24 protein-coding genes and 1 riboswitch are annotated in these 25,323 nt (G+C 73.5%); of the genes, 9 read left to right on the top strand and 15 right to left on the bottom strand.

All coding sequences use genetic code 11. The features are described from left to right. Positions 1–6: 6 nt before the first annotated feature. Positions 7–486 (bottom strand): bacterioferritin, encoded by a 480-nt coding sequence (gene bfr / locus OHA81_RS09550; RefSeq protein ID WP_190182156.1) that lies wholly within the window; start codon positions 484–486, stop codon positions 7–9. A 169-nt stretch (positions 487–655) separates the two neighbouring features. On the opposite strand from bfr, the gene OHA81_RS09545 reads away from it, so the two are divergent. Next, a complete protein-coding gene (locus OHA81_RS09545; protein ID WP_329194598.1) occupies positions 656–1,288 on the top strand; it encodes a sulfite oxidase-like oxidoreductase in 633 nt (210 codons plus the stop codon). 51 nt (positions 1,289–1,339) lie between these two features. Here the strand turns inward: OHA81_RS09545 and OHA81_RS09540 are convergent, their stop codons facing one another. From OHA81_RS09540 to thiO, 6 genes are all read right to left on the bottom strand, one after another. Then, positions 1,340–1,918 carry a DUF4396 domain-containing protein gene (locus OHA81_RS09540; protein WP_329194596.1) on the bottom strand — a complete coding sequence of 193 codons (579 nt, stop codon included), beginning with the start codon at positions 1,916–1,918 and terminating at the stop codon, positions 1,340–1,342. 78 nt (positions 1,919–1,996) lie between these two features. Further along, complete coding sequence (locus OHA81_RS09535; RefSeq protein ID WP_329202127.1) at positions 1,997–2,863, bottom strand: deoxyribonuclease IV; 867 nt, start codon at positions 2,861–2,863, stop codon at positions 1,997–1,999. Positions 2,864–2,917: 54 nt separating this feature from the next. Next, a complete protein-coding gene (gene pknB, locus OHA81_RS09530) occupies positions 2,918–4,822 on the bottom strand; it encodes a Stk1 family PASTA domain-containing Ser/Thr kinase (protein WP_329194594.1) in 1,905 nt (634 codons plus the stop codon). A gap of 149 nt (positions 4,823–4,971) precedes the next feature. Continuing rightward, positions 4,972–5,766 carry a thiazole synthase gene (locus OHA81_RS09525; protein ID WP_329194592.1) on the bottom strand — a complete coding sequence of 265 codons (795 nt, stop codon included), beginning with the start codon at positions 5,764–5,766 and terminating at the stop codon, positions 4,972–4,974. A gap of 5 nt (positions 5,767–5,771) precedes the next feature. Continuing rightward, positions 5,772–5,972, bottom strand: coding sequence for a sulfur carrier protein ThiS (gene thiS, locus OHA81_RS09520; protein ID WP_329194590.1), 201 nt, complete (start codon positions 5,970–5,972; stop codon positions 5,772–5,774). Next, a complete protein-coding gene (gene thiO / locus OHA81_RS09515; protein WP_329194588.1) occupies positions 5,969–7,150 on the bottom strand; it encodes a glycine oxidase ThiO in 1,182 nt (393 codons plus the stop codon). Before thiO ends, thiS begins: the two co-directional genes overlap by 4 nt. Further along, a riboswitch (TPP riboswitch) is annotated at positions 7,148–7,260 on the bottom strand. Its footprint overlaps the gene before it by 3 nt. A gap of 91 nt (positions 7,261–7,351) precedes the next feature. Between thiO and OHA81_RS09510 the strand changes: the two genes are divergently transcribed. The 5 genes from OHA81_RS09510 (at position 7,352) to OHA81_RS09490 (ending at position 11,735) form a co-directional block, all read left to right on the top strand. After that, entirely contained in the window at positions 7,352–8,572 is a 1,221-nt protein-coding gene (locus tag OHA81_RS09510; RefSeq protein WP_329194586.1) for an NAD(P)/FAD-dependent oxidoreductase, read from the top strand. 81 nt (positions 8,573–8,653) lie between these two features. After that, positions 8,654–9,019, top strand: a complete 366-nt coding sequence (locus OHA81_RS09505) for an Rv2175c family DNA-binding protein (protein WP_136215209.1) — start codon at positions 8,654–8,656, stop codon at positions 9,017–9,019. Between the two features lie 87 nt (positions 9,020–9,106). Further along, entirely contained in the window at positions 9,107–9,739 is a 633-nt protein-coding gene (gene thiE / locus OHA81_RS09500) for a thiamine phosphate synthase (RefSeq protein WP_329194583.1), read from the top strand. A 116-nt stretch (positions 9,740–9,855) separates the two neighbouring features. Then, a complete protein-coding gene (gene metF, locus OHA81_RS09495) occupies positions 9,856–10,770 on the top strand; it encodes a methylenetetrahydrofolate reductase [NAD(P)H] (RefSeq protein WP_329194581.1) in 915 nt (304 codons plus the stop codon). A gap of 53 nt (positions 10,771–10,823) precedes the next feature. Continuing rightward, on the top strand, positions 10,824–11,735 hold the full coding sequence (locus OHA81_RS09490; protein WP_329194579.1) for a hypothetical protein: 912 nt from the start codon (positions 10,824–10,826) through the stop codon (positions 11,733–11,735). Positions 11,736–11,798: 63 nt separating this feature from the next. Here OHA81_RS09490 and OHA81_RS09485 read toward each other — a convergent pair whose 3' ends face one another. The 5 genes from OHA81_RS09485 to OHA81_RS09465 form a co-directional block, all read right to left on the bottom strand. Beyond that, positions 11,799–13,196 (bottom strand): phytoene desaturase family protein, encoded by a 1,398-nt coding sequence (locus OHA81_RS09485; protein WP_329194577.1) that lies wholly within the window; start codon positions 13,194–13,196, stop codon positions 11,799–11,801. Between the two features lie 44 nt (positions 13,197–13,240). Continuing rightward, the gene (locus OHA81_RS09480; RefSeq protein WP_329194575.1) at positions 13,241–13,867 is read right to left on the bottom strand and encodes a DUF4126 domain-containing protein; all 627 of its coding nucleotides are present in this window, start codon (positions 13,865–13,867) and stop codon (positions 13,241–13,243) included. Positions 13,868–13,959: 92 nt separating this feature from the next. Next, the gene (locus OHA81_RS09475) at positions 13,960–14,361 is read right to left on the bottom strand and encodes a DUF3040 domain-containing protein (RefSeq protein ID WP_329194574.1); all 402 of its coding nucleotides are present in this window, start codon (positions 14,359–14,361) and stop codon (positions 13,960–13,962) included. Between the two features lie 307 nt (positions 14,362–14,668). Beyond that, on the bottom strand, positions 14,669–15,427 hold the full coding sequence (locus OHA81_RS09470) for a methyltransferase (protein WP_329194572.1): 759 nt from the start codon (positions 15,425–15,427) through the stop codon (positions 14,669–14,671). 98 nt (positions 15,428–15,525) lie between these two features. Continuing rightward, complete coding sequence (locus OHA81_RS09465) at positions 15,526–16,020, bottom strand: SAV_6107 family HEPN domain-containing protein (protein WP_329194570.1); 495 nt, start codon at positions 16,018–16,020, stop codon at positions 15,526–15,528. Positions 16,021–16,246: 226 nt separating this feature from the next. Between OHA81_RS09465 and OHA81_RS09460 the strand changes: the two genes are divergently transcribed. Genes OHA81_RS09460 through OHA81_RS09450 form a run of 3 tightly spaced genes read left to right on the top strand, consistent with a single transcriptional unit; the run spans position 16,247 to position 20,002 of the window. Beyond that, positions 16,247–17,281 carry an ATP-binding cassette domain-containing protein gene (locus tag OHA81_RS09460; protein WP_329194569.1) on the top strand — a complete coding sequence of 345 codons (1,035 nt, stop codon included), beginning with the start codon at positions 16,247–16,249 and terminating at the stop codon, positions 17,279–17,281. Then, on the top strand, positions 17,253–19,340 hold the full coding sequence (locus OHA81_RS09455) for a YhgE/Pip domain-containing protein (RefSeq protein ID WP_329194566.1): 2,088 nt from the start codon (positions 17,253–17,255) through the stop codon (positions 19,338–19,340). The genes OHA81_RS09460 and OHA81_RS09455 overlap by 29 nt, the downstream gene beginning before the upstream one ends. A 29-nt stretch (positions 19,341–19,369) precedes the next feature. Further along, positions 19,370–20,002, top strand: a complete 633-nt coding sequence (locus OHA81_RS09450; RefSeq protein ID WP_190182138.1) for a TetR/AcrR family transcriptional regulator — start codon at positions 19,370–19,372, stop codon at positions 20,000–20,002. Between the two features lie 403 nt (positions 20,003–20,405). On the opposite strand, the gene OHA81_RS09445 is transcribed toward OHA81_RS09450, so the two are convergent. From OHA81_RS09445 to OHA81_RS09435, 3 genes are read right to left on the bottom strand one after another with little or no spacing between them, the layout of a single operon-like run. After that, positions 20,406–22,811 (bottom strand): transglutaminase family protein, encoded by a 2,406-nt coding sequence (locus OHA81_RS09445; RefSeq protein ID WP_329194564.1) that lies wholly within the window; start codon positions 22,809–22,811, stop codon positions 20,406–20,408. Next, positions 22,808–24,169: a DUF58 domain-containing protein gene (locus OHA81_RS09440; protein ID WP_329194562.1), complete on the bottom strand. Its 1,362-nt coding sequence runs from the start codon at positions 24,167–24,169 to the stop codon at positions 22,808–22,810. The genes OHA81_RS09445 and OHA81_RS09440 overlap by 4 nt, the downstream gene beginning before the upstream one ends. Continuing rightward, complete coding sequence (locus tag OHA81_RS09435; protein ID WP_329194561.1) at positions 24,169–25,179, bottom strand: AAA family ATPase; 1,011 nt, start codon at positions 25,177–25,179, stop codon at positions 24,169–24,171. The genes OHA81_RS09440 and OHA81_RS09435 overlap by 1 nt, the downstream gene beginning before the upstream one ends. Between the last annotated feature and the right edge of the window lie 144 nt (positions 25,180–25,323).

Genomic DNA, 25,323 nt, shown 5'->3' with positions numbered 1-25,323 from the left:
CGGGGCTCAGCTCTCCGGCTGCTCGATCTGCTGCGCGATGTACAGCGGCTCGCCGATGCTCTCGATGAGCTCCAGCTGCGTGTCGAGGTAGTCGATGTGGTGCTCCTCGTCCGCCAGGATCTCCTCGAAGAGGCGGGCGGAGGTGACGTCACCCTTGCCGCGCATGACCTCGATGCCGCGCCGCAGGCGGTCGATCGCCTCGACCTCGACCTGCCGGTCCGCCTGGAACATCTCCGTCAGGGTCTGGCCGACGCGCACGTGGAAGAGGCGCTGGTAATTGGGCAGCCCGTCGAGCATGAGGATGCGCTCGGTGATCTTGTCCGCGTGCTTCATCTCGTCGATGGACTCGGCACGGGTGTAGTGGGCGAGCTTCGTCCAGCCCTTGTTGTCCTGGATGCGGTAGTGCAGCCAGTACTGGTTGATGGCCGTGAGCTCACCGGTCAGCTGCTCGTTGAGAAACTCAAGGACCTCGGGGTCGCCCTGCATCGCGAAGGCTCCTTCCAAGCAATGTCAGCTTGTGACTGGGCAGTGCGCGCATCCTTCCACCGTCACCCAGGGCCGTCCAGTAAGTGCCTCCTTAGTCGGAGTTGCCGTGACTTGTCGGAATCGGCCGGGGCGGTCATGACCACCCCGCGACGTCTGTCACCATGGAGGCATGGGTCAGCCGGTGAGCCGGGAATTTCCGGGAGCAGAGCAGTTCGAGCTCCCTCCGGGGCAGCGGTTGCAGCGGGGCTGGCCGGTCACCCACTACGGGCCGGTACCCAAGTTCAAGCCCGAACGCTGGGAGTTCCGCGTCTTCGGGGCCACGGCCGACGGGGAAAAGCACTGCTGGAACCACGAGGAATTCACGGCCCTGCCGTTCGAATCGGTCGTGGCGGACCTGCACTGCGTGACGAAGTTCAGCATGCCGGGGGCCGAATGGGGCGGGGTGCTCGCGCGTACCGTCCTGGAACTGGCCCCGCCGGCGCCGCAGGTCACGCATGTGATGGTGTGGGCCGAGTACGGGTTCAGCTCGAACATGCGACTGGCTGATTTCGCCTCCGAGCGGACCGTCTTCGCCACCCATCAGGGTGGCGAACTCCTGACCGCCGAGCACGGTTTCCCGCTGCGGCTCGTGGTGCCGCACCTGTACGCCTGGAAGGGGCCCAAGTGGGTCCGGGGCGTGGAGTACATGACCGCCGACCGGCGGGGCTTCTGGGAGGAGCGGGGGTACCACAACATCGGCGACCCCTGGCGCGAGCAGCGCTACTCGTACCAGGAGGAGCCGGGCGACGGGCCCGACATATAGGCCCTGCCGCCCTGCCGTCCTGCCGCCCCGCCGTCCTCCGGGGCGGCCCGCTCAGTGGTGGTACTGGTGGACGACCGCGTGCCCCTTGCCGCGGCCGATCATCCACTTGTTGACCGGGGTGGTGATGACGAAGGCGAGCGCGAGGGAGAGCGCGAGCGCCGTCCAGAACAGCGCGTCCTGGAGCTGGGCGTCCATCGCGCCCGGCCACAGTGCGATCACACCGTTGTCGACCAGTTCCATCACGGCGATGGAGAGGGTGTCGGCGGCCAGCGCCACCCGGACGGCCGTACGCAGGTCCACGCCCGCGCCGAGGATCCCGCGCAGGGTGAGCGCGTAGCCGAAGAAGAACGCGAGGACGATGGCCGCGATCATCGTGGCCAGGTTGCCCCAGCCGAGCGCGGTGCCGATGATCATGCCGAGTACCTCGCCGATGGCGCAGCCGGTGAGGCAGTGGAGGGTGGCCTTGGCGGCCATGGCCCAGGTGACGGTGCCGTCGTGGTGGCTGGTGTGGCTTGCATGGCCGTTGTGGCCGTTGTGGCCGTCATGGCCGCCGTGGCTGTCGTGGTCGCTGTGGTGCTCGTGGCCGGCGTGTGCCTCGTGGTCGGCGTGCCCGTGATGCGAGTGGTTCATCGCGGCCCCCTGTGAACGTCGGATTACGGTCCTGCGGGTAGCAGAACCGTATACCCCCCAGGGGTATTCCCCAACGTCTTATGCGTGGGCGCCGCGGAGCTCCTTCAACAGTGCCACGTCCGCGGCGTGGCCCTCCTTGCCGCCCGGCGTCTCGATGATCAGCGGCACACCCTCCGTCGCGGGGTGCGAGAACAGCTCGCCGAACGCCTCCCGCCCGATGTGCCCCTGGCCGATGTTCGCGTGGCGGTCCTTGTGGGCGCCGACGCCTTCCTTGGAGTCGTTGGCGTGGATCAGCTTGAGCCGGCCCCCGCCCACCGTGTCCACCAGCAGGTCCAGCGTCTGCTTGACGCCGCCGGGCTCCGCGAGGTCGTGCCCGGCCGCGAAGATGTGGCAGGTGTCCAGGCAGATGCCGAGCTTCGGGTGGTGGTCGAGGGCCTCGAAGTACGGGCCGAAGTCCCAGGTGCGCGAGCACAGCGAGGAACCCTGCCCGGCCGTGGACTCCAGCAGCAGGAACGGGTCGTCGTCGTGCGTCAGCTCCTCCAGCAGCGGCAGCATGTACTGCCTGACCTGCGCGTACGCCACTTCGCGCGGACGCCCGCCGGTGGCCGAGCCAGTGTGCACGACCACCCCGAGCGCCCCGATCGCACGGGCGCGGCGCAGCGAGTGCCGCAGGGACTCCACCGACCTCTCGACGGTCGCCCCGGTGTGCGAGCCGAAGTTGATCAGGTACGGCGCGTGGACGTAGGCCGGAACGGACCCGTCCGCGCACTGGGCCCGGAACTGTTCGTCCTGCGCCGGATTGCCGGCCGGGGTGGCCCATCCGCGGGGGTTGGCCACGAAGACCTGGACGGCCTCGGCGCCCATCTCACGCGCGTAGGTCAGGCCGACCGAGGCCAGCCCGCCGGCCACGGGGACGTGCCCGCCCACCGGGTTGCGGCGCGCCACGCGCTGCTCGGCCCGCTCGTCGGCGCCCGCGTCGGCGCTCCCTTCGGTGTGCACTCACAGCCCCTTGGTGCGGATGATGATCGTGCTGCCTTCGGGGGCGCTCTGGCCGCCGGGCACCGACTGCGCGTCGACCGTGTTGCTGAAACCGAAGAACGGCCGCTCCACCTTCACCTTGAAGCCCTGCGCCTCCAGCGCCCTGCGGGCCACGTCGGCCTCCTGGCCCGTCACGTTCGGCACCGGCACCTGGCGGGGGCCCTTGGACACGGTGAGCGTCACCGTGTCACCCGCCGCGGCCTGGGTGCCGGCGGCGGCCGACTGGTTGGCGACCGTACCGGCGGGGGAGGGGGAGTTGACCTGTTCGGCCGCCGTCTCCACCTTGAGGCCGAGGTCCTGGAGGGCGACGCGCGCCTGGTCCACGGGCTGACCGGTCACGTTCGGCACCTGCACGGGGCGGCCCTTACTGACGACGATCGCCACCGCCGTGTCGGGGGCCCGCTTCTGCCCGCCCTCCGGGTCGGTGGTGATCACCGCGCCCTGGGGGACGTCCTGGCTGAACGCCTGGGTCACGATGCCGGGCGCGAGACCTGCCGACGTCAGCTCCGCCTTGGCGGCGTCCAGGGTCTTGCCCTTGAGCGCGGGCACGCTGACGATCTCGGGCCCGCGGGAGACGGTCAGCGTCACGGCGCCGTTGCCGCGGATGCGCTTGCCGCCCTGGGGGTCGGTGTTCATGACCGTGCCGCGGTCGAAGGCCTCGCTGAACTTCCGGTCCACCCCCTTCACCCCGAGACCCGCCGCCGACAGCTCGGAACGGGCCTGTTCCTCCGTCTTGCCCAGGAGGTTCGGCACCTTGGTGAACTGGCCCGAGTTGATGTACCAGACGCCCGCGCCGAGACCGAGGGCCAGCAGCACCGCGGCGATGACCAGGTACAGGCCGCGCGGCCGGGCCCGGCGGCGGGCCCGCGGCGCGGGCGGCGGCGGGGCCGCCAGGCGGGAGGTGTGCTGGACGGGCTGGTTACCCGTCCCGGAGACGGGCCGGGGGATCACGCTGGTGCGGTCCTCGCTCGCGCCCCGTTCGCCCGGGTGCGCCTGGGGCGGCACGGCGTCCAGCTCGTCCTCGCTCAACGCGGCGCGTGCCTCCAGCGTCAGGCCCAGCAGCGCGGCGGCGTCGGAGGGCCGCAGCTGCGGGTCGCGCGCGGTGGCGCGGGCGACGAGCGAGTCCAGGCAGGCGGGCAGCCCGGGGACGGCGGCCGACGGGGGCGGGACGTCCTCGTTGAGGTGCTGGTAGAGCACCTGGGCGGGACTGCCGCCGGTGTGGGGCTTGGAGCCGGTGAGCATCTCGTAGAAGACGACGCCGCAGGCGTAGACGTCCACGCGCGTGTCGGTGACGCCGTTCTCGATCTGCTCCGGGGCGAGGTAGGAGACGGTGCCGAGGACGGAGCCGGTGGTGCTGGTGACCGTGTCGACGCTGCGGACCAGGCCGAAGTCGGCGACCTTGACCCGGCCGTCGTCGCCGATCAGGACGTTCTCGGGCTTCATGTCGCGGTGGACGAACCCGGCCCGGTGCGCGGCGCCGAGCGCGGCGAGGACCGGTTCGAGGATGTCCAGGGCGGCCCGCGGCTGGAGGGCGCCGCGCTGGCGGAGCACGTCGCGCAGGGTGCAGCCGGAGACGTACTCCATGGCCAGGTACGTGTACGGGCCGTCCGTGCCCTGGTCGAAGACGGCGACGACATTGGGGTGGGCGAGGCGGGCCACGGACTTCGCCTCGCGGATGAACCGGTCGACGAAGGCGGCGTCCGCGGCGAGGGCCGGGTGCATCACCTTGAGCGCGAGGACGCGGTCGAGGCGGGTGTCGAGGGCGCGGTAGACCGTGGCCATGCCGCCGGCCGCGATGCGGGCGTCGATGCGGTAGCGGCCGTCGAGCGTCTGCCCGACGATGGGGTCGTCCAGGGTCGTGTCCACCCGGGGATTCTACGAGCCCCCGCCGTGCCGCCGGGCGGGGGCGTAGGGGTTGCAGCGCAGCTGTGACGTCCGCCGCCCGGCCGGGCCGGGAAACCCGGCCCCGCCGGCCCGCGCCTCGAACGCCGATCGGGGCCGGTCCAGGAGCGCCCTCAGAACGCCGGGCGTTCCGGGTCGAGGGTGGCGCGGCCCTCCGCCGGGGAGGAGGCTTCCGCGAAGCGGCGTTGGGGGATGCGGCCCGCGCGGTACGCGAGGCGGCCCGCCGAGACCGCGTCCCGCATGGCCGCCGCCATCAGCACCGGCGCCTGCGCACGGGTCACCGCCGAGGCCAGCATCACCCCGGCGCAGCCCAGCTCCATCGCCAGCGCGGCGTCCGAGGCCGTACCGGCTCCCGCGTCCAGGATCACCGGCACGCCCGCCCGCTCCGTGATCAGCTCGAAGTTGTGCGGGTTGCGGATCCCCATCCCCGAGCCGATGGGGGAGCCCAGCGGCATGATCGCCGCGCAGCCCACGTCCTCCAGCTTCCGCGCCAGCACCGGGTCGTCGTTCGTGTACGGCAGCACCGTGAAGCCCTCGTCGACCAGGACCTCGGCGGCGTCCAGCAGCTCGACGCCGTCCGGCAGCAGGGTGCGTTCGTCCGCGACGACCTCCAGCTTGATCCAGTCCGTGCCCAGCGCCTCCCGCGCGAGGCGCGCCGTCAGCACCGCCTCGCCGGCCGTGAAGCAGCCCGCCGTGTTCGGCAGGACCGCGATGCCGAGCCGGTCCAGGACCGACAGGACGGAGCCCTGCACCGTCGGGTCCAGCCGTCGCATGGCGACGGTCGTGAGTTCCGTACCCGAGGCGACCAGGGCGCGCTCCAGCACGTCCAGGCTCGGGGCGCCCCCCGTGCCCATGATCAGGCGGGAGGAGAAGGTCCGGCCGCCGAGGGTGAAAACGTCGTCCGCCATGGCCGTCAGCCTCCCTGTACCGCGGTCAGGACCTCGACCCGGTCGCCGTCGCCGACCACGGTGTGCGGCCACTGCCCGCGCGGTACGACCGTCTCGTTGAGGGCCGCGGCGACGCCCTTGGGGGCCGCGGTCAAAGTGGCGACCACCGCGTCGAGCGTGGTGCCGGCCGCGACCTCGCGCGGCTCGCCGTTGACGGAGATGGTCATGCGTACGACTCCTGACGTGCCCCGGTGAACCGGCGCGGGGTGAAGGGGCGGGCGATCTCCGGCACCGTGCCGGTGGCCAGCAGCTCCGCCATCACGTCGCCGGTGAGCGGGGTCAGCAGCACCCCGTTGCGGTAGTGCCCGGTGGCCAGGTGCAGCCCGGGCAGCGCGGTCGGGCCTAGCAGCGGGGCGTTGTCGGGGGAGCCGGGCCGCAGCCCCGCCCCGGTCTCGGTCAGCGGCAGTTCGGTGATGCCGGGCACCAGCTCGTGGGCGTCGCGCAGCAGCTCGTAGACGCCGCCGGCGGTGACCGTGGTGTCCCAGCCCAGTTCCTCGCTGGTCGCGCCGACGACGAGTTCGCCGTTCTCGCGCGGCACGAGGTAGACGTGGCTGCCGCGCACGACCGCCCGTACGGTCCGGGACAGGAACGGCGCGTAGGGGGCCGGCACCGTCAGCCGCAGCACCTGCCCCTTCACCGGCCGCACCGGAACCTCCACCTCCGGCGGCACCCCGGCCAACTGCCCGGACAGGGAACCCGCCGCCAGGACCGTCTGGCCGGCCCGGAGCTCCGTACCGTCGTCGAGCAGCGCCCCGGCCGCCCGGTCGCCCGTGACGAGCAGCCGGGCCGCGCTCGCCCGGTGGACGGTGACCCCGGCGCGTTCGCAGGCGGCCAGCAGTGCGGCCGTCAGCCGGCGCGGATCCACCTGGTGGTCGCCGTCGACCCGCAGGCCGCCGCGGACGCCGGGCGCCAGCATGGGCTCCAGACGGCGGCACTCGCGGCCGGTCAGCCACTGCGACTCCAGGCCGCAGCGGCGCTGGAGGGCGTGCAGCTCGCGCAGGTGGAGGCGGTCGTCGGAGTCGAGGGCGACGGCGAGGGTGCCGCAGGCGCGGTAGCCGATGTCCATGCCGCCGCTCGCCTCGGTGAGTTCTGCGGCGAACTGCGGGTAGCGGGCGGCGGAGGCGACGTTCAGCCCGAGCAGGGTCTCCTCGCCGTAGTGCAGTTCGGTGACGGCGGCGAGCATGCCGGCCGCGACCTGGGCGGCTCCGCCCCCGGGGGCCGGATCGGCCAGTACGGTGCGCAGCCCGCGCCGGGCCGCCCGCCAGGCGGTGACCAGGCCGATGATGCCGCCCCCGATGACGAGGACGTCGGACCCCTTCGGGGATCCCCTCAGAGATGAGTGCATGGGCGTCCAGCCCCTCCCTTCGCCGGCATGACCCGGATCAGGTTCGTACGGTCGGAGGCCGGCCAGCCTCCCTCTCAGCCCGGTGCGCCCGGACTCCCGCGATAGGTACGGTGGCCAGACTAACCCCGGTGGGCATGCCGGGTAAGGCTGCCTCCCCCGGGCCTGTTCCTGATGAAACGTCAGCTGATTAGGCTGGGCGGCGTGAGCGAGCAGACGGAAAAGACCCAGAGCGGCGTCGTCATCGTGGGTGCCGGAATGGCCGGGGTGCAGACCGCGGTCGCCTTGCGGGAACAGGGCTTCACCGGCCCCGTGACCCTGCTGGGAGCCGAACCCCACCAGCCCTACGACCGGCCCCCGCTGTCCAAGGCGGTGCTGCTCGGCAAGGCCGAGGACTCCGCGTTCGACGTCGACTTCGAGGCCCTCGGCATCGGACTGCGGCTCGGTGTGGAGGTCACCGGGCTCCGGGCCGGCGCCCGCGAAGTGGACACCGAGGCGGGCCCGGTCCCCTACGACGTCCTCGTCCTGGCGACGGGAGCGCGCCCGCTGACCCTGCCGGGCTCCGGCGGCGTCCCGGGCGTGCACCTGCTGCGCACCCTGGACGACGCCGCCCGGCTGCGGCCCGTGCTCGCGGCGGCGCCGCCGGTGGTGGTGGTCGGGGCCGGGTGGATCGGCGCCGAGTTCGCCACGGCGGCCCGGGAGGCGGGCTGCGCGGTGACGGTGGTCGAGGCGGCGGAGCGGGTGCTCGCGGGAGCCGTGCCGGCGGAGGTCGCCGAGCCGATGGGGCGCTGGTACGCCGAGGCGGGCGCGGAGCTGCTGACGGGGGCCCGGGTGGCGTCCGTGGAGGAGGGCCGGGTCCGGCTGGCGGACGGGCGGACGCTCCGGGCGGACGCGGTGGTCGTCGGCATCGGTGCCCGGCCCGCGACGGACTGGCTGGCGGGGTCGGGGGTGGAACTGGGCCCGGACGGGTCGGTCACCGCCGACGCCCACCTGCGGACCTCCCTGCCCGGGGTGTACGCCGTCGGCGACTGCGCGTCCTTCCCCTCGGCGCGCTACGGGGAGCGGCTGCTGGTCCACCACTGGGACAACGCGCTCCAGGGGCCCAGGGTGCTCGCGGCGAACGTGGTGGGCGGCGGGCCGGTGGAGGCCTACGACCCGGTTCCGTACTTCTGGTCGGAGCAGTTCGGGCGGTTCGTGCAGTACGCGGGGCACCACGGCGCGGCGGACCGCATGGTGTGGCGCGGGGACCCGGCGGGGGCGGCCTGGTCGGTGTGCTGGCTGCGGGACGGGGCGCTGGTGGCGGTCCTGGCGGTGGGGCGGCCCCGGGACCTGGCGCAGGGCCGCCGGCTGATCGAGGCGGGCACGGCGCTCACGGTGGCCGGCGTCTCGGACCCCGACACCCCGCTCAAGTCGGCGGTGGCCTGACGGGCCCCGCCCGAGGGGGGCGGGACCCGGACGGGGTGGTCCAGGTACCGGCGGCGAGTCCGAGATGGCAGGCTTGTGCCCGTGACCGAGATTGACGCAAAGATCGATGCCCTTGTCCCCGCCTGGCTCTACCTCCCCGACATCGCCGAGATGCTCGACATCGAAGTGACCCGGGTCCGCCAGCTGGTCAAGGAAGGTCAGCTGCTCGCGGTGCGCCGCGGCGAGAACCGCTCCCTCCAGGTCCCCGCACCCTTCATCGACGGCGACAAGATCGTCAAGGGGCTCACCGGTCTGCTGACCGTCCTGCGCGACGACGGCTTCTCCGACGAGGAGATCCTGGAGTGGATGTTCACCCCCGACCCGACCCTCCCCGGCACCCCCGCCCAGGCGCTGAGCGAGAATCGTGGCACGGAGGTGAAGCGCCGCGCTCAGGCGCTCGCCCTCTGACCGACCCGCGCACGAAGTGACGTACTGATCCACCCGGTGTACGGGCCCGCGCGGCCCGTACACCGCCACGACCACGGGGGTACACCCATGCTGCTGTCCGACGCCCGGCTCTACCTGTGCACGGACGCCCGCAAGCGGCAGGGCGACCTTCCCGAGTTCCTCGACGCCGCCCTGGCCGGCGGGGTGGACATCGTCCAGCTCCGCGACAAGGGCATGGAGGCCGGCGAGGAACTCGAACACCTCCAGGTCTTCGCCGACGCCGCCCGCCGCCACGGCAAGCTGCTCGCCGTCAACGACCGCGCCGACGTCGCGCACGCCATCGGCTCCGACGTGCTCCACCTCGGCCAGGGCGACATACCCGTCCCCGCCGCCCGCGCCATCCTCGGCGGGTCCGTCCTCGTCGGCCGCTCCTGCCACGCCGAATCCGAAGTCGACGCGGCCGCCGCCGAGCCCGGCGTGGACTACTTCTGCACCGGCCCCTGCTGGCCCACCCCCACCAAGCCCGGCCGCCACGCCCCTGGCCTCGGCCTCGTGCGGTACGCGGCCTCCCTGCGCCAGGACCGTCCCTGGTTCGCGATCGGCGGCATCGACGCCACGAACCTGGACGAGGTGCTCGACGCCGGCGCCACCCGGATCGTGGTCGTACGCGCCCTCACCGAGGCCACCGACCCCGGCGCCGCCGCCGCCGAACTGGCCAAGCGGGTCCGCGAGCGCGCGTGACGGGCCCCCGCCGCCTGCACGAGCCGTCCGAAGCGCCGTCCGAAGCGCCGTCCAAAAGGCTGTCCAAAAGGCGGACCGGGCTACGAGACCGGCCACCCCCCGTCTAACCTGCCCGTATGGCCTCTGGTACCGCTTCCACCTGGTCGGATCGTGCACACACGGTCCGCGACCTCCTCGCGTCCGGGAGCTCGTACTCCTTCGAGTTCTGGGCTCCCAAGACCGAGAAGGGCGAGCGCAACCTCTGGAACGCCCTGCGCCGGATCGAAGCGGTGGCCCCCAGCTTCGTCTCCGTCACCTACGGGGCCGGCGGCTCCACCCGCGGCGGCACCGTACGCGCCACCGAGCAGATCGCGGCGAACACCACCCTGACCCCCGTCGCCCACCTCACCGCCGTGGACCACTCCGTCGCGGAGCTGCGCCACGTCATCGGGCAGTTCGCCGACGCCGGGATCCGCAACATGCTCGCGCTGCGCGGTGACCCGCCGGGCGACCCCATGGGTCCCTGGGTCAAGCACCCCGAGGGCGTGGACTACGCGGCGGACCTGGTGCGCCTCCTCAAGGAATCCGGCGACTTCTGCGTGGGCGTCGCGGCCTTCCCCGAGATGCACCCGCGTTCGCAGGACTGGGACTCGGACATCCGGCACTTCGTGGACAAGTGCCGTGCGGGCGCAGACTATGCCATCACGCAGATGTTCTTCGACCCGGAGAATTATCTGAGGCTGCGCGACAGCGTCCAGAAGGCGGGCTGCGAGACCCCGATCATCCCCGAGGTCATGCCTGTTGTGGGGATCAAGCAGCTCGACAGACTGCCCCAACTCAGCAACGCCGTCTTCCCCGAGGCAGTAAAAGACCGCATGCTCGCCGTCAAGGACGACCCGGCCGCTGTACGCTCCATTGGCATCGAGTTCGCCACGGAGTTCTGCGCGCGGCTGCTGTCCGAGGGTGTCCCGGGGCTGCACTTCATCACGCTGAACAATTCCACGGCGACTCTGGAGATCTACGAAAACCTGGGTCTGCACCAGCGGGCCTGATCGGCCGGCCCCCGTTTCCCGCGCGGTGGTCGGCCGTACGAGAGGGGCCATGCATGGGAATGACGGTCCTCTACATCGCGTTCGGCTTCGTCGCGCTGTGGCTGCTTGCCGAGGTCCTGATGCAGTACAAGGCCCGGCTCCGCTGGCGCCTGCTCGCCTTCGCCGGGTTCGTCGGCGTCGTCGCCGGGGTGGTGCTGCCGTCGGTGCCGGTCATCGCCGTCGGCGCGACCGCGTTCGCGGTGGGCCAGACCCTGGTGACGCTCTCCTTCCGCAAGGGCTTCGTGGCCGGCTGGGCGCTGCGCCGTGGCGGGGAACCCGTGCGCAAGGGCGGACGGCGCCGCAGCGGTGGTGCCCCGCGCCCGCCGCGCACGGAACCCGCGCTGGAGGTGACGGCGCTGGAGTACGGGACCGAGGGCGAACTGCCGGACTACGAGGCGTCGTCCGGGCGGGACGCGGCCGGCCGGAACGACCCGGACGCGGGGGACGAGGACGTCTTCACCCCGCAGCCGGTGCCCGAGGAGACGGGCTCCTACGGGATTCAGAGTTTCGCCCCCCAGACGCAGGCGTACTCCGAACACCCCGCGCAGACCGCCGCCTTCGCCTCACCGTTCACCACGGCCGAGCAGGACGCCCACCAGTTCGCGGCGTACTACGACCAGCAGGGCCAGGGCGGCTACGACTACTCCACCGGCTACCCGGGCGCCGAACAGCAGGTCTACGCCGCCTACTCGGACCCGTACATCGGCACCGGCGGCGTCGCCCCGCAGCAGGAGTACGACTACACCGCGTACGGGGACTACGGACGCCAGCAGTACTCCATGGACACCCCGCCCGGCGGGGTCTGGGTCCCGCAGCAGCGCGACGCCGCCCAGCCCTACCCCGCGGAGGACCAGCAGCCGCCCCAGCAGCCGCAGGGCTACCCGTACCAGGGCGACCCCGGCGGCTACGAGCAATACCGCTACTGAGCCGCCCGGGGCCCCTACAGGGCCGTACAGGGCCCTTCAGGGGGCCGTGGCCGTGCGGGGCCGTCAACGCGAGCCGCGGAACCCGGTGCCCTCCACGATCAGCCCGGCCACCAGGGCGCCGGTCATCCCGGCGTGCGGGAGGCCGCCGCCCGGGTGGGCCCAGCCGCCCGCGAGGTACAGCCCGGGCAGGGCGGTGGTGTTCGCGGGGTACAGCAGCCGGCCGCCGGCCCCGGCCAGCGCGGGAGCCGGGACCGCGCCGTCCACCGCGCCCGTGGCTTCCGCGATGTCGGCCGGGGTGCGCAGCTCGTGCCACAGCAGCCGCTCCCGCAGCCCGGGCACGGCGCGGTCGGCCGCCGCCAGCAGCTCCCCGGCCGAGGGCGCCGCACCGGGGGCCGCGACGGCCTGCACGGTGACGGCCTCGTGCTCCGCGTCGGGCACCGCGGCCGGGTCGTCCGGGCGCAGCACGGTGACGCCGCCCCCGGCCAGGGTGCGGTGCACGGCGTCCGCCGGGCGAGCCCCGCGCAGGGCGAGGAACAGGGTGTACCGGGCGCGCGGCCCGGTGCTCCGGGCGGGCGCGGAACCCGGCGCGAGCGGGATGGCCAGCGTCCTCGGGTCCACCCCGCACACCACCGCGTCCGCCTCCACCGCCCCGCCGTCGGCCAGCAGCAGCCCGGCCGCCCGGCCGCCCTCCTCCACGACCTCCCGGACCCCGGCGCCGAAGACGAAGTCGACCTTCCGCTCCCGGCACCGCTCGTGGACGGCGGTGGCCAGCGCCCGCAGCCCACCGCGCACGTACCAGCTCCCGAAGGTCTGCTCCATGTACGGCAGCACCGCCGCGGAGGCGGGCGTCGTCGCCGGGTCCAGCCCGTACGCGAGCACCCGCTCGGCGAGCAACTGCGCCAGCGGGCCGCCCAGCTCGCGCGCGGCGACCTCGGCCAGGGTGGGCGGCCGGCGCCGCAGCAGGCCGCTCCTGCGCAGCGCGGGGTACGGATCCTCGCCCAGCGCCTGCCGGTCGGGGCGCAGCGGCTCCTCCAGCAGGGGGCGCCGGGTCGCGTCCCAGGCGTCCCGGGCGCGGCCGAGCACGTCGCTCCAGCGGGCCCCGGCGCCGGCCCCGAAGGCCTGGTCCAGGGCGGCGGCCGAGCCGCCGCGGGAGGCGTTGGGCAGGGTCACCACCGTGCCGTCGGGCAGCACGTGCCGAACGGCGGGGTCGACCTGCACGAGGTCGACGCACTCCTCCAGGGGCCGTTTGCCGGTCTTGACGAACAGGTCGCGGTAGACGGCGGGCAGGTGCAGCAGTCCGGGGCCGGTGTCGAAGGCGAAGCCGTCGCGTGCGTACCGTCCCACGGCGCCGCCGTAGGTGGAGCCGCGCTCGTACACCGTCACCCGGTGGCCCGCCACGGCCAGCCGGGCCGCCGTCGCCATCGCGCCCATGCCGGCGCCGATCACCGCAATTCGTGCCATGCGGTGGAGCCTACCGAGCGGGCCGGGAACAGGATCGACCGAGGTCAGTAGGGCGGTGTGCCCGTCACCCGGCGGCTTTCGGCGGCCAGCCGCCGCTCCTCGCGGCGCTGGGCCCGGCGGCGCAGGTAGCGGCGGATCCGGGTCCAGAGGTAGACCACCAGGGCCAGGCCCGCGGCGAGCAGCACGGCCGCGATCAACGCCGCCGCCCGGGGGTTGAACATCGCGAAGGTGACGAGGCCGGCCACGCCCAGGTCCTCGGCGGTGCTGAGCACGATGTTGCTGAACGGCTCCGGGGAGGTGTTCACCGCCATGCGGGTGCCCGCCTTGACGAGGTGGCTGGCCAGCGCGGTGGAGCCGCCGATGGCAGCGGCGGCGAGGTCGGAGAGCGAGCCGCTCTGCCCGGCCAGCAGGGCGCCGACCACTGCCCCCGCGACCGGGCGGATCACCGTGTGGACGGAATCCCACACCGAGTCCACGTACGGGATCTTGTCGGCCACCGCCTCGCAGAGGAACAGCACGCCCGCGACGATCAGGACGTCGGGGCGCTGGAGGGCGGCGGGCACGTCGTCGCTCAGCCCCGTCGCGCCGAAGACGCCGAGCAGGAGGACCACCGCGTAGGCGTTGATCCCGCTGGCCCAGCCGCTGGTGAAGACCAGGGGGAGCACTGTCATCGGGCCATCATGCCGCAGCGGAGAGGGACGGCCGCCGTACGGCGGCCGTCCCTCTCGAAGTCACGTCATGTCGGACGGGGAGCAGGAGCCGATCACTGTCCGTGTTCGTCGCGGCGGCGCTGCCACCGTTCCTCGATGCGGGTCATCATGGACCGGCGCTGCCGGTTCTGCCCGCGGGCCGAACCACCTGCACCTCCGGAGACGGGCTGCTCACCGGGCTTGGGTGCCTTGCGCCAACCAGTGACGACGAGAACCGTGCAGGCCAGCATGACGAGGAAGCCCACCACGCTGATCCAGAGCACGCTCTGCCAGATCACACCGGTCATGAGGAGCGCGATACCCACCACAATGCCCGCGACTGCCTGGTAGACCCGTCGCCGGGTGTACGTGCGCAGTCCGCTTCCCTCAAGCGCTGTCGCGAACTTGGGATCTTCGGCGTACAGCGCTCGCTCCATCTGCTCGAGCATTCGCTGCTCGTGCTCCGAGAGCGGCACGGGAGTCCTCCTCATCCGTCGGTCGCGGGGGGAGCGACCAGGGGTCCCTTTCAGGATAGGCGGGGAATCGCCCCCGTGACACCCGCCCTCTGCGCCAGGTTCGAAATTGCACCGCCTGGAAAAACACTGCCGGAAAAACGTCGCCTGGGAGAAGCGCAGCGTCAGACCGCACCGTCGCGGGCATGGTCAGTGAGGCGCTTATTCCCCAATGACCGGTCCGCCATGCCGACCGGTGTGCTCGATCATACGGGGACGGCGGCCCGTTCGGAGGGTGTCCGACGAAGCCCGTGCACGGCAGCTCCGCAGATCAGGCGGGCTTCTCGCCCAGGACGTGCAACTGCGTGGCCACCGCGTGGAACGCGGGCAGCTCTGCGGCGGCCTCCTCCAGGCGCAGCAGCGCCTCCACGGCGCCGGGCTCGGTGTCCACCAGCACCCCGGGGACGAGGTCGGCGAAGATCCGGACGCCGTGCACCGGGCCGACTTCGAGTCCGGCTCCACCGACGACTTCGGCCAGCTGCTCGGCGGTGAAGCGGCGCGGCACGGGGTCGCCCGCGCCCCAGCGGCCGGCCGGGTCGGTCAGGGCGGTGCGGGCCTCGGTGAAGTGCCCGGCCAGCGCGCGGGCCAGCACCGCTCCGCCGAGGCCGGCGGCGAGGAGGCTGAGGACGCCGCCGGGGCGCAGGGCGGCGACGGCGTTGACCACGCCCTCGGCCGGGTCGTCCACGTACTCCAGCACGCCGTGGCACAGCACCACGTCGTAGGCGTCCCGCTCGACCACGTCCAGCAGGCCCTGGGCATCGCCCTGGACCCCGCGCACCAGTTCGGCGACGCCCGCCTCGGCGACCCGGCGCTCCAGCCCGAACAGCGCGTTCGGGCTGGGGTCGACCACCGTGACCCGGTGGCCCAGCCGGGCCACCGGCACGGCGAACTTTCCGGTGCCGCCCCCGGTGTCCAGTACGTCCAGGACGTCCCGGCCGGTCGCCTTCACCCGGCGGTCGAGGACCTCCTTGAGGACCTCCCACACCACGGCGGTGCGGAGCGAGGCGCGGGGGCGGGACGTGTCCGACACGACTGATGACTCCTCGGCGTAGGGGCACCTCCCGGCGGCAGCCGGGGGAGGGCGGGCGGTACAGGGCCCCACCCTATTGCCTCCCGCAGCCGGGCAGGTCATCCCGCCTGCGGACGCTCCGGCCGGGGTCGAGGTACGCCCTGCCGGCCGCCCGGGCCGCCGGGCGCGAGGGCCAGCATCCGTTCGACCAGGCGCAGGAACATCCCGACCTCGCGGACCAGGTCGTCGGCGTCCCGGCCGGTCGCGGCGTCCGGTATGCCCGCCTCGGCCCGGGCCCGGCGTGCGGCGCCCGAGGCGAACAGGGCACTCCACTCCGTCAGCTCCGGCGCTATCTCGGGCAGTACCTCCCACGCGCTGCGGATCCGCGGCCGCCGGCGCGGGTGCACCGGCTCGGGCCGGGCGCGGGCGGCGAGGACGGCCGCGGCCGCGCGCAGGGCCGCGAGGTGTGCGGTTGCGTACCGCTCGTTGGGCCGGGGCAGAAGCGCAGCCTCGGCCAGGCCGTCGTGGGCCTTGGCGAGCAGATCGAGGGCGGCCGGTGGGGCCGCCGACTTCCTCGGGACGGGGTGGACAGGGGACGGGGACGGTGTGGCCATGACGAACCTCCTGTCGATGCGTACTGCTGCGGAGCGACTGGATGGTGCGGGGGTGGTGCCGAGTGGTGCGGGGTGGTGCTTCGACTGACTGTCCCCATCGTGACGGGCCCCACTGACAATCGCGCTGACCTGCGGGTTCGGGCGGTTGGGCCCCCTCGTCGGGCGAAGGACGACTAAGCCTGATAGTTTTTGAACTGACCAGTCAGTTCAAAAGGAGGGGGGCGACGTGGACAGCCCACACGGCGCGGCCGTCAAGACCGAGGGCTTCGGACTCAAGGGCCCGCGGGGCTGGGTGTTCCGGGGAGTGGGGATCGACGTGGAGCCCGGGTCGCTCGTCGCGATCGTCGGTCCCTCGGGCAGTGGCCGCACCTGCCTCCTGCTCGCCCTCACCGGCCGGATGAAGCCCACCGAGGGGCACGCCGAGATCGGCCGCCACCGCCTGCCGAAGAAGATGGCCGCGGTCCGCCGGATCTCCGCCCTCGCCCATGTACCCGGGGTCAACGACCTGGACCCGGCCCTCACTGTCGCCGAACAGCTGCGGGAGGGCGCCCTGCTCCAGCGCCGCTACGAAGGCCCCGTGCGCGCCCTGCTGCGCCCGCGCGGCGAGCGCCGCGTCTCCACCGCGGCCAGGATCGAGGAGGTGCTCGCCGCCGCCGGACTCGACCTGGGCACGCTGCCCAAGGGGCCGCGCACCGCCGTGCGCGACCTCGAACGGCTGGAGGCCCTGCGGCTGTCGGTGGCCATCGCCCTGCTGGCCTCACCCCGGCTGCTCGCGCTCGACGACGTCGACCTCAAACTCCCGGCCGCCGAAAGCGCCGGAGCGTGGGCCCTGCTGCGCTCGCTCGCCGAGCGCGGGACCACCGTCCTCGGGGTGTGCAGCGAGGCCCCCCAGGACGCGACGGTCCTGCGCCTGGGTGCCACCGCCGAAGAGCCGGCGCGGCCCCAGCCGCCCCAGGCGCCGGTCGCCCGCCCCGCCCGGGACCCCAAGATCACCTGGGGCGCCGGTCCCACGGCCGGCACCGACGAGGCGGATGAGGCGGATGAGGTGAACAAGGCGGACGAGGCGGACGAGGCGAACAAGGCGGACCGGGCCGACGCCCCCGCCGACGTGGCTGCCGACCCCAAGCCCGACGCCGAGCCCGCAGACGCCGAGCCCGGCCACGACGACGGCCCCGGCCACGCCGACCACGACGCCGACCACGACGCCGACGACGACACGAAGGGGGCAGACGATGCGCTCACCCAAACTCGCCGCGCTTGAGCTCAAGCGGTTCGGCCGGGGCAAGCTCCCCGCCGCCGCCCTCGTCGCGCTGCTCCTGCTGCCCTTGCTCTACGGCGCGCTGTACCTCTGCTCCTTCTGGGACCCGTACAGCCGCCTCGACAAGATCCCCGTCGCCCTCGTCAACGCCGACCGCGGCGCGACCGTCGAGGGCAAGCGCATCGCCGCGGGCGACGAGATCACGAAGAAGCTGCACACCAGCAAGACCTTCGACTGGCGCGAGGTGGACGCCGACGAGGCGGCCAAGGGGCTGGAGCACGGGAAGTACTACCTCTCCCTCACCATGCCCGCCGACTTCAGCGCCAAGATCGCCTCCAGTTCCGGCGCCGACCCCGCCACCAGCGCCCTCCAGGTCCGCACCAACGACGCGAACAACTACATCGTCGGCTCGATCTCCAAGACCGTCTTCTCCGAGGTCCGTGCGGCCGCGTCCACCAACGCCTCCCGCGGCTTCCTCGACAAGATCTTCGTCAGCTTCTCCGACCTGCACGACAAGACCGCCGAGGCCGCCGACGGCGCCGACAAGCTCAAGGACGGCGCGGGCAAGGCCCAGCAGGGCGCCAAGGAGCTCGCCGACGGCCTCGACACGGCCGAGGAGAAGACCGGCGAACTCACCGGCGGCCTCAAGAAGCTGAACTCCGCCGCCGGTCAGCTGGAGACCGGTGCGTCCGAGGTCGCGGCCGGCACCCAGACGGTCGCCGACAAGGTCAACGGCGCGGCCGCCAAGGCGCGCCCCTTCGTCAAGGACCCCAAGTCCCTCGCCGACACGGCCCGGCTCGTCGCCGACACCGCCAAGGTGGTCAACAACCACCTCGGCAAGTTCGCCGAGAAGGCCCCCGCCGCGGCGGTCGTCACCAAGCGGGTCGCCGCCCGCACCGACAAGTACTACACGGACCACTGCGTCACCCCGGGCGCCGAGCCGCACCTCGCCTCCTGCCCCGACCTCAAGCAGATCAAGGACGACGCGGCCGAGGGCGCCCTGCTGGCCGGAGACGTCAACAGCGTCGTCAAGGACACCAACGGCGACCTGACCACGCTCCGCGGTCAGCTCGGCGACCTGGAGACCAAGGCCAACGCGCTCGCCGCGGCCGCCCCCGGCCTCTCCTCGGACCTCGAAACGGCCGTGGCCAAGGTCAACGCGCTCAACACGGGCGCCCACCAGGTCGCCGCGGGCATGGTCAAGCTGCACGCCGGGCTCGGCACCGCCACCGGCGGCTCCGGCGCCCTGGCGGAGGGAGTCGGCAAGCTCGGCGACGGCGCCCACACCCTCGACGGCGGCATGTACAAGCTGGTGGACGGCACCGGCCAGCTGGCCGGCGGCCTGCACGACGGCGCCGGCAAGATCCCCGACTACGACCAGCAGGCGCGCGACGCCCGTACCCAGGTCATGGCCGACCCGGTCCGGCTCGCCAACCAGTCCCTGCACCGGGCGCCCAACTACGGCACCGGCTTCGCCCCGTACTTCATCCCGCTGTCCCTCTGGGTCGGCGCGATGGTCGCCTACATGCTGATCGCGCCCCTCAACAAGCGGGCGCTGGCCACCGGCGCCTCGCCGTGGCGGATCGCCTTCGCGGGCTGGCTGCCCGTGGCGGGGATCGGCGTCGCGCAGGTCGCGGCACTGATGTCCGTACTGCACTGGGGCCTCGGGCTGGAGATGTCCCGTCCGGCGCTGACCATCGCCTTCCTGGCGCTGGTGACCGCCTGCTTCGCCGCGATCGTCCAGTGGCTCAACGCCAGGTTCGGCGCGGCCGGACGGATCCTGGTCCTCGCGTTCCTGATGCTCCAGCTGACCTCGGCGGGCGGTACGTACCCCGTCCAGACCAGCCCGGGCTTCTTCAACGCGGTCCACCCCTACCTGCCGATGTCGTACGTCGTCGAGGGCCTGCGCCGGCTCATCACCGGCGGCGACCTCACGCCGGTGTGGACGGGCTGCGCCGTACTGTCGGCCTTCACGGTCGGGGCGCTCGCCCTCACCGCGCTCGCCGCACGCGGCAAGCAGGTGTGGACGATGGACCGGCTGCACCCCGAACTGAGCCTGTAGGGAGCCGGTGACCTGTGAGAATCAGCGCCATGGAAAGCAGCAGCACCGGTACGGGTACCGGCAGCGGCCGGCGGCGGGCGACCCGGCAGAAGCTCTACGAAGCGGCTGTCACCCTCATCGCGGAGCAGGGGTTCTCCGCGACGACGGTCGATGAGATCGCCGAGCGGGCGGGCGTCGCCAAGGGCACGGTCTACTACAACTTCGCGAGCAAGACCGATCTCTTCGAGGAGCTGTTGCGCCACGGGGTGGGGCTGCTGACCGCCTCGCTGCGGGAAGCGGCGGAGTCCACCGAGGCGCGGGGCGGTACCCGGGTCGAGGCGCTGGACGAGATGATCCGGGCCGGCCTGGTCTTCATCGACCGCTACCCGGCCTTCACCCAGCTGTACGTCGCCGAGCTGTGGCGGACCAACCGGGCGTGGCAGTCCACGCTGATGGTGGTCCGCCGGGAGGCGGTGGCCGTGGTGGAGACCGTGCTCCGGGAGGGCGTGGAGCGCGGGGAACTCAGCGCGGAGATCGACGTGCCGCTGACGGCCGCGGCGATGGTGGGCATGGTGCTGGTGGCCGCGCTGGACTGGCAGTCCTTCCAGAGCGAACGCTCGCTGGACGACGTGCACTCGGCGCTGTCGCTGCTGCTGCGGGGCCGCGTCAGCGGGAGCCGGTGACACCGACGGGTGACCCCCGGTCGGCGGTGCCGCCGGGCCGCGGTCGCGGCGTAGAACTGAGTATCCGTACCTAGGCGCCCCCGGGCCGCGAAATGAGTACGCGTACGGATGGGCTCCCACCTGCGCGGACAGCAGACTGGGGGCGACGGACGGGGCCGCTCGGCCCGCACCGCGGACACGGGGCCGCGGAGCGGGACCGGGTCCTCGTCCAGCACCGGGAGGGGGAACCCGGTGGGCACGGCCGGTGCGGCGGGGCTCGGGGGGATCGAGCCCCGCCGCACCGGCGTTCCGGCCCCCGAAGCCCCGAAGCCCCGAAGCCCCGAAGCCCCGAAGCCCTGGGCCCGCAGTCCGCCAGCCCTCGATCCCCAGCCCTCAGGCCCCGCAGCCCTCAGGCCCCCAGCTCTCAGGCCCCTCGGCCCCGCCCCCGCAGCGGCAGCCGGACCGCCGCCAGGCGGGCGGACACCGCCGAGGTGAACGCCGACCACCTGGCCGAGACCGCCCAGCCCGTCCGGGCCGCCGACCGCGGCAGCAGCAGTGCCCTCAGGCGGGTGCCCCGGGACACCGCCGCCAGCAGCCCGGCCCGCGCCAGCAGCACGTCGTCCGCCAGCTCCTCGTGCCGGACCCCGGCCCCCGGAGGTGCGTACAGCGCACGCTCCACCGCGTCCGCGACCCGGTGCACCGCCCGGGCCGCCTCGCCTTCCAGCCGGCCCTGTGCCACGGTGCGCCCGGCCGCCCGCCGGGGCGACAGCGCCCCGTCCGGCGGGATGTTCACGTCCCAGGCCGCGTCACCCAGCTCCTGCCAGGCGAGCAGCACGTCCCCCGAGGCCAGCCGCCGCGCCCGCAGCCGCCCGCGCCACAGCAGCGGGAGCAGCGGCAGCGACAGCAGCAACAGCCCTCCCAGCGTCCAGCCCAGCACTCCGAGGGCCGACACACCGCCGGAGCCGGCTCCCGCGTCCTGCCCGGCCGCCGGGGTCCCGCACTCGCCGAGCCTCTTGAGGTCCGGCGGGCAGGCGTCCGACTGCGAAGGCGCCGTCGCCGGCTCCGACGCGTTCTGCGACGGCAGTGAGGCGGGGGCGGACGGCTGGGCCGTCGGGGTGTCGGTGCGGCCGTAGTCCGGCAGCGAGATCCCGGACCGGGGCGTCGGCTCGAACCGGGTCCAGCCCACGCCCTCGAAGTACAGCTCCGGCCAGGCGTGCGCGTCGCGCATCGTCACGTTCACGCTGCCGTCCGACTGCTTGGTGCCCGGCGTGAAACCCACCGCGACCCGCGCCGGGATGCCGAGCGAGCGCGCCATCGCCGCCATCGAGAACGAGAAGTGGATGCAGAACCCCTCCTTGTCCTGCAGGAACCGGGCGATGGCCTGCGAACCCGTCCCCGAGGACACCCTCGTGTCGTAGCGGAACCCACCGCTCACCGCGAAGAAGTCCTGGAGCATCACGGCCCGCGTGTAGCCGTCCTTCGCGCCCTGGGTGACCCGCCGGGCCGTGTCGCCGACGACCGCCGGCAGGTTGTCCGGCAGCCTCGTGTACTCGTTCATGACCAGGGGGTCCGTCGGCGGCGCGTGCTGGAGCTGCTCCGCCGTGGGCTGGAGCAGCAGGCTGCGGACCGTGTACTGGGCGCCCTGCACGTTCTGGAAGCCGTCCTTGCCGAGCTGGTCGCCGACCAGGGTCCGGCCGACCGGTTCGAAGCGCCACTTCCCGCCGATGTCCACCTGCGTGGCCGGGTAGGGCATCGGCAGGTAGCGCTGGGCGTACGTCTCGGCGGCCGAGACGGTGGTGCGCACCTCGGCGGCGCTGCGCCGCACCTCCAGGTTGCTCAGCCCCTGCGGGTTCGGCAGCCGCGGCGGGACGTCCGTCAGGGGCCGCCCGGAAGCCTCCCACTTGACGCCGTCGAACTCGTCGAGCGCCAGGATGCGCAGGTACTGCTCGGAGAGCTGCGGGCTGTCCGTGCGGTAGCGCAGCACCACCCGGTTGTCCTGCGCGTTCAGGCTGCTCTGGAGGGAGACCAGCGGGTTCACCGCCGAGATCGTCCCGCCGCCGGGGCCGCTGCCTGCGCCGTCGCCGCCGGTCCCCAGCATCCCGCCGCCCATGGCCGGCAGTGCCACCGGCGCAACCAGCGCCAGGCCCAGCGCGACCGCGCCGATCCGCCGTCCGGTGCGTACGGGAGCCACGGCCTGGGCGCCGCCCCCGCCGCCGACGTGCCCCGGGGCCGCCCCGCCGAACACCCGGCCCCACTGCGCGAGCCGGTCCCGGCTCTCCGACAGCAGCAGCATCAGGTAGCCGCAGCCGGCCAGCAGGAAGGAGAGCCAGGCGCCGCCGCGGCCCGCCGACAGCCCGGCGGCCACCGAGTACAGCGCCAGCAGCGGCAGCCCGGCCGCGGCCGCGGACCGCATCGTGACGGCCAGCAGGTCCACCATCAGCCCGATCAGCAGCACCCCGGCCAGCAGGAGCAGCCGGATGCCGTCGGTCGTCGGGGCCGGTATCGCGAACTCGCCGACGTCCCGCACGCCCTGCCCGAACAGCGACCCGAAGTCGGTGAGCAGGTAGCCCAGCACCCCGCCCGAGGGGTTCTCCGCCTTCCCCGCGAACAGCAGCGCGAGGAGCAGCAGGGACACCAGGAACTGCGCGGCGACCGTCAGGGGCCGGGCCAGCGGCACCCTGCGGGCGCCGGCGCCGACCAGACTCTGCACGCCCAGCAGCAGCGCGGCCTGCACCAGCCAGCCGGGCGACTCCACCAGCGGCGTCAGCGACCACGCGGTGAGCAGCGTCGCCAGCAGTGCGAAGAGCGTCAGCCGTGCTTGCCCGCTCATCGGCGGCCTCCGGAGGCAGTCGTGCCGAGCGCGGTGGCACCGGCCCGGCGCCACAGGTCGGCGAAGGCGGCGCCGGGCGGGGCGGCCAGCGCCGTCCAGCCCGCGTCGCGCAGCCGGCGCAGGGTTTCCTCCACCCGGGAGGGCAGGCCGGTCCAGGCCGCGGAGTCCAGGACGAACGCCACCGCGCCCCCGCTGCGCTGGCGCATCCGGGCCGCCAGTTCCGTTTGTACGTCGTCCAGGTCCCCGAAGAAGGCGATGAGGAGCCCGTCGGAGCCGGCTCCGGCGAAGCCGCCCCCGTCCCCCGCGCCGCGCAGCGCCTCGTAGGCGCCGACGAGGTCCGGGCCGTCGGAGTGGCCGACCACCGCGAGGGTGTCCATCATCAGCCCGGCCGCCTCGGCGGACTCCTGGGGCCCGGAGGAGAACCCGCCGCCCGCCCCGCCGGGGACCGAGTCGCCCGTGTCGGTCAGCAGCCGTACCGAGAAGCCGTGCTCCAGCAGGTGCAACAGGGTCGAGGCGGCGCCCGACACGGCCCACTCGAAGGCGGAGCCGGGTCCGGCGCCCTCGTACGCGTCGTGCCGGGTGTCCAGCAGGACGGTGGCCTTGCTGCGCCGGGGCTGTTCCTCGCGGCGCACCATCAGCTCGCCGTAGCGGGCGGTGGAGCGCCAGTGCACCCGGCGCAGGTCGTCGCCGCGCCGGTAGGTGCGCGGGATCACGTCGTCGTCCCCGGCCAGGGCCAGCGAGCGGCGGCTGCCGTCGCCGTAGCCGGAGGACTCGCCGCCCAGCCGTACGGGGGGCAGGGCCTCGGTGCGCGGGACGACGGTCAGGGTGTCGTAGGTGCTGAACGAACGGGTCAGCTCGACCATCCCGAACGGGTCGGTCAGGCGCAGCTGGAGCGGGCCCAGCGGGTAGCGGCCGCGCAGGTCGGAGCGGACCCGGTAGGACACCTCGCGACGGCCGCCCGGCTCGACCCGGTCCAGCACGAAACGGGGCCGCGGCCCCAGCACGTAGGGCACCCGGTCCTGGAGCATCAGCAGTCCGGTGGGCAGGCGGGACACGTTCTCCATGCGCAGCTGCACCCGGGCCTCGCCCCCGGCGGGCACGCGGGCCGGGGTCAGCAGCCGGCTGCCGCGGACCCGGGAGCGGTTGCGGTGCAGGGCGACGACGCAGACCAGCGGCAGCAGGGCGAGCAGCAGCCCGACCCGGAGCAGTTCGCTCTGGCCCAGTACGTAGGCGCAGACGGCGGCGGCCCCGGCGGCCAGGAAGGACCGGCCGCGGGTGGTCAGCCCCGACAGGGAGGCCCGCAGCCCGTCGGCGCCCTCGGCCGTCGCACCGGCGCCGTGCGGGGCACCGGCGCTCATCAGAAGCCCCGCAGGCCCGCGCCGGGCGGCATCTCGCCGCGGGCGTGCGCGGCGGGGACGGGGGTGCGCTGGAGGATGTCGGCGACCACGTGCTCGGCGGTGCGCCGGTTCAGCTGGGCCTGCGCCGTGGGCAGCAGCCGGTGCGCGAGGACGTGCCCGGCGAGCTGCTGGACGTCGTCGGGAAGTACGTACTCGCGCCCCGACAGCGCCGCGGACGCCTTGACCGCGCGCAGCAGGTGCAAGGTGGCGCGGGGCGAGGCGCCCAGGCGCAGGTCCGGGTGGCTGCGGGTGGCGGAGACCAGGTCGACCACGTAGCGGCGGACCGGCTCGGCCACGTACACCTCGCGGACGGCCTCGATCAGCTTGGTGATGTCGTGGGCGTGGGCGACGGCCCGGAAGTCGTCGAGCGGGGAGACGCCGCCGTGCACGTCGAGCATCTGGAGCTCGGCCTCACGGCTGGGGTAGCCGACGGAGACGCGCGCCATGAAGCGGTCGCGCTGCGCCTCGGGCAGCGGGTAGGTGCCCTCCATCTCCACCGGGTTCTGGGTGGCGACGACCATGAACGGGCTGGGCAGCGCGTAGGTGGTGCCGTCGATGGTGACCTGCCGCTCCTCCATCGACTCCAGCAGCGCCGACTGCGTCTTCGGCGAGGCGCGGTTGATCTCGTCGCCGATGACGATCTGCGCGAAGATCGCGCCGGGCTTGAACTCGAACTCGCGGCGCTGCTGGTCGTAGATGCTGACGCCGGTGATGTCGGAGGGCAACAGGTCCGGGGTGAACTGGATGCGCTGCACCGAGCAGTCGATGGACTTGGCGAGCGCCTTGGCGAGCATGGTCTTGCCGACGCCCGGCACGTCCTCGATCAGCAGGTGCCCTTCGGCGAGCAGCACGGTCAGCGCGAGGCGGACGACCTCGGGCTTGCCCTCGATGACGCTCTCGACCGAGTCGCGCACCCGCTCCGCCGTGCTGGTCAGATCCGCGAGGCTCGCTCGGTCGTCGTACGTGGTCACCTGGTTCTCCTCGGCCCTTTTCCAGGGCCGACGCCCCTTGGCGCATGAACCGGCCCACCCCGAAACCCCCGGACGCGCCGGGGGTGACGCCGGGCCCGACGGCTCCCGGGTGGCGTCACCCCGCATTGTTGACGGCGTTGCGGC

Origin of the sequence: Streptomyces sp. NBC_00667, from assembly GCF_036226825.1 — a bacterium.
Classification (GTDB): Bacteria; Actinomycetota; Actinomycetes; order Streptomycetales; family Streptomycetaceae; genus Streptomyces.
Note: the sequence above shows the minus strand (reverse complement) of the source record. Positions and strands in the feature narration are given on the sequence as shown.

Excerpts from the sequence above, each read along its gene's own strand:
- bfr (WP_190182156.1), bottom strand. The coding sequence starts at position 486 with ATGCAGGGCGACCCCGAGGTCCTTGAGTTTCTCAACGAGCAGCTGACC.
- OHA81_RS09545 (WP_329194598.1), top strand. The coding sequence starts at position 656 with ATGGGTCAGCCGGTGAGCCGGGAATTTCCGGGAGCAGAGCAGTTCGAG.
- OHA81_RS09540 (WP_329194596.1), bottom strand. The coding sequence starts at position 1,918 with ATGAACCACTCGCATCACGGGCACGCCGACCACGAGGCACACGCCGGC.
- OHA81_RS09525 (WP_329194592.1), bottom strand. The coding sequence starts at position 5,766 with ATGGCGGACGACGTTTTCACCCTCGGCGGCCGGACCTTCTCCTCCCGC.
- thiS (WP_329194590.1), bottom strand. The coding sequence starts at position 5,972 with ATGACCATCTCCGTCAACGGCGAGCCGCGCGAGGTCGCGGCCGGCACC.
- thiO (WP_329194588.1), bottom strand. The coding sequence starts at position 7,150 with ATGCACTCATCTCTGAGGGGATCCCCGAAGGGGTCCGACGTCCTCGTC.
- thiE (WP_329194583.1), top strand. The coding sequence starts at position 9,107 with ATGCTGCTGTCCGACGCCCGGCTCTACCTGTGCACGGACGCCCGCAAG.
- metF (WP_329194581.1), top strand. The coding sequence starts at position 9,856 with ATGGCCTCTGGTACCGCTTCCACCTGGTCGGATCGTGCACACACGGTC.
- OHA81_RS09490 (WP_329194579.1), top strand. The coding sequence starts at position 10,824 with ATGGGAATGACGGTCCTCTACATCGCGTTCGGCTTCGTCGCGCTGTGG.
- OHA81_RS09485 (WP_329194577.1), bottom strand. The coding sequence starts at position 13,196 with ATGGCACGAATTGCGGTGATCGGCGCCGGCATGGGCGCGATGGCGACG.
- OHA81_RS09480 (WP_329194575.1), bottom strand. The coding sequence starts at position 13,867 with ATGACAGTGCTCCCCCTGGTCTTCACCAGCGGCTGGGCCAGCGGGATC.
- OHA81_RS09465 (WP_329194570.1), bottom strand. The coding sequence starts at position 16,020 with ATGGCCACACCGTCCCCGTCCCCTGTCCACCCCGTCCCGAGGAAGTCG.
- OHA81_RS09455 (WP_329194566.1), top strand. The coding sequence starts at position 17,253 with ATGCGCTCACCCAAACTCGCCGCGCTTGAGCTCAAGCGGTTCGGCCGG.
- OHA81_RS09450 (WP_190182138.1), top strand. The coding sequence starts at position 19,370 with ATGGAAAGCAGCAGCACCGGTACGGGTACCGGCAGCGGCCGGCGGCGG.
- OHA81_RS09445 (WP_329194564.1), bottom strand. The coding sequence starts at position 22,811 with ATGAGCGGGCAAGCACGGCTGACGCTCTTCGCACTGCTGGCGACGCTG.
- OHA81_RS09440 (WP_329194562.1), bottom strand. The coding sequence starts at position 24,169 with ATGAGCGCCGGTGCCCCGCACGGCGCCGGTGCGACGGCCGAGGGCGCC.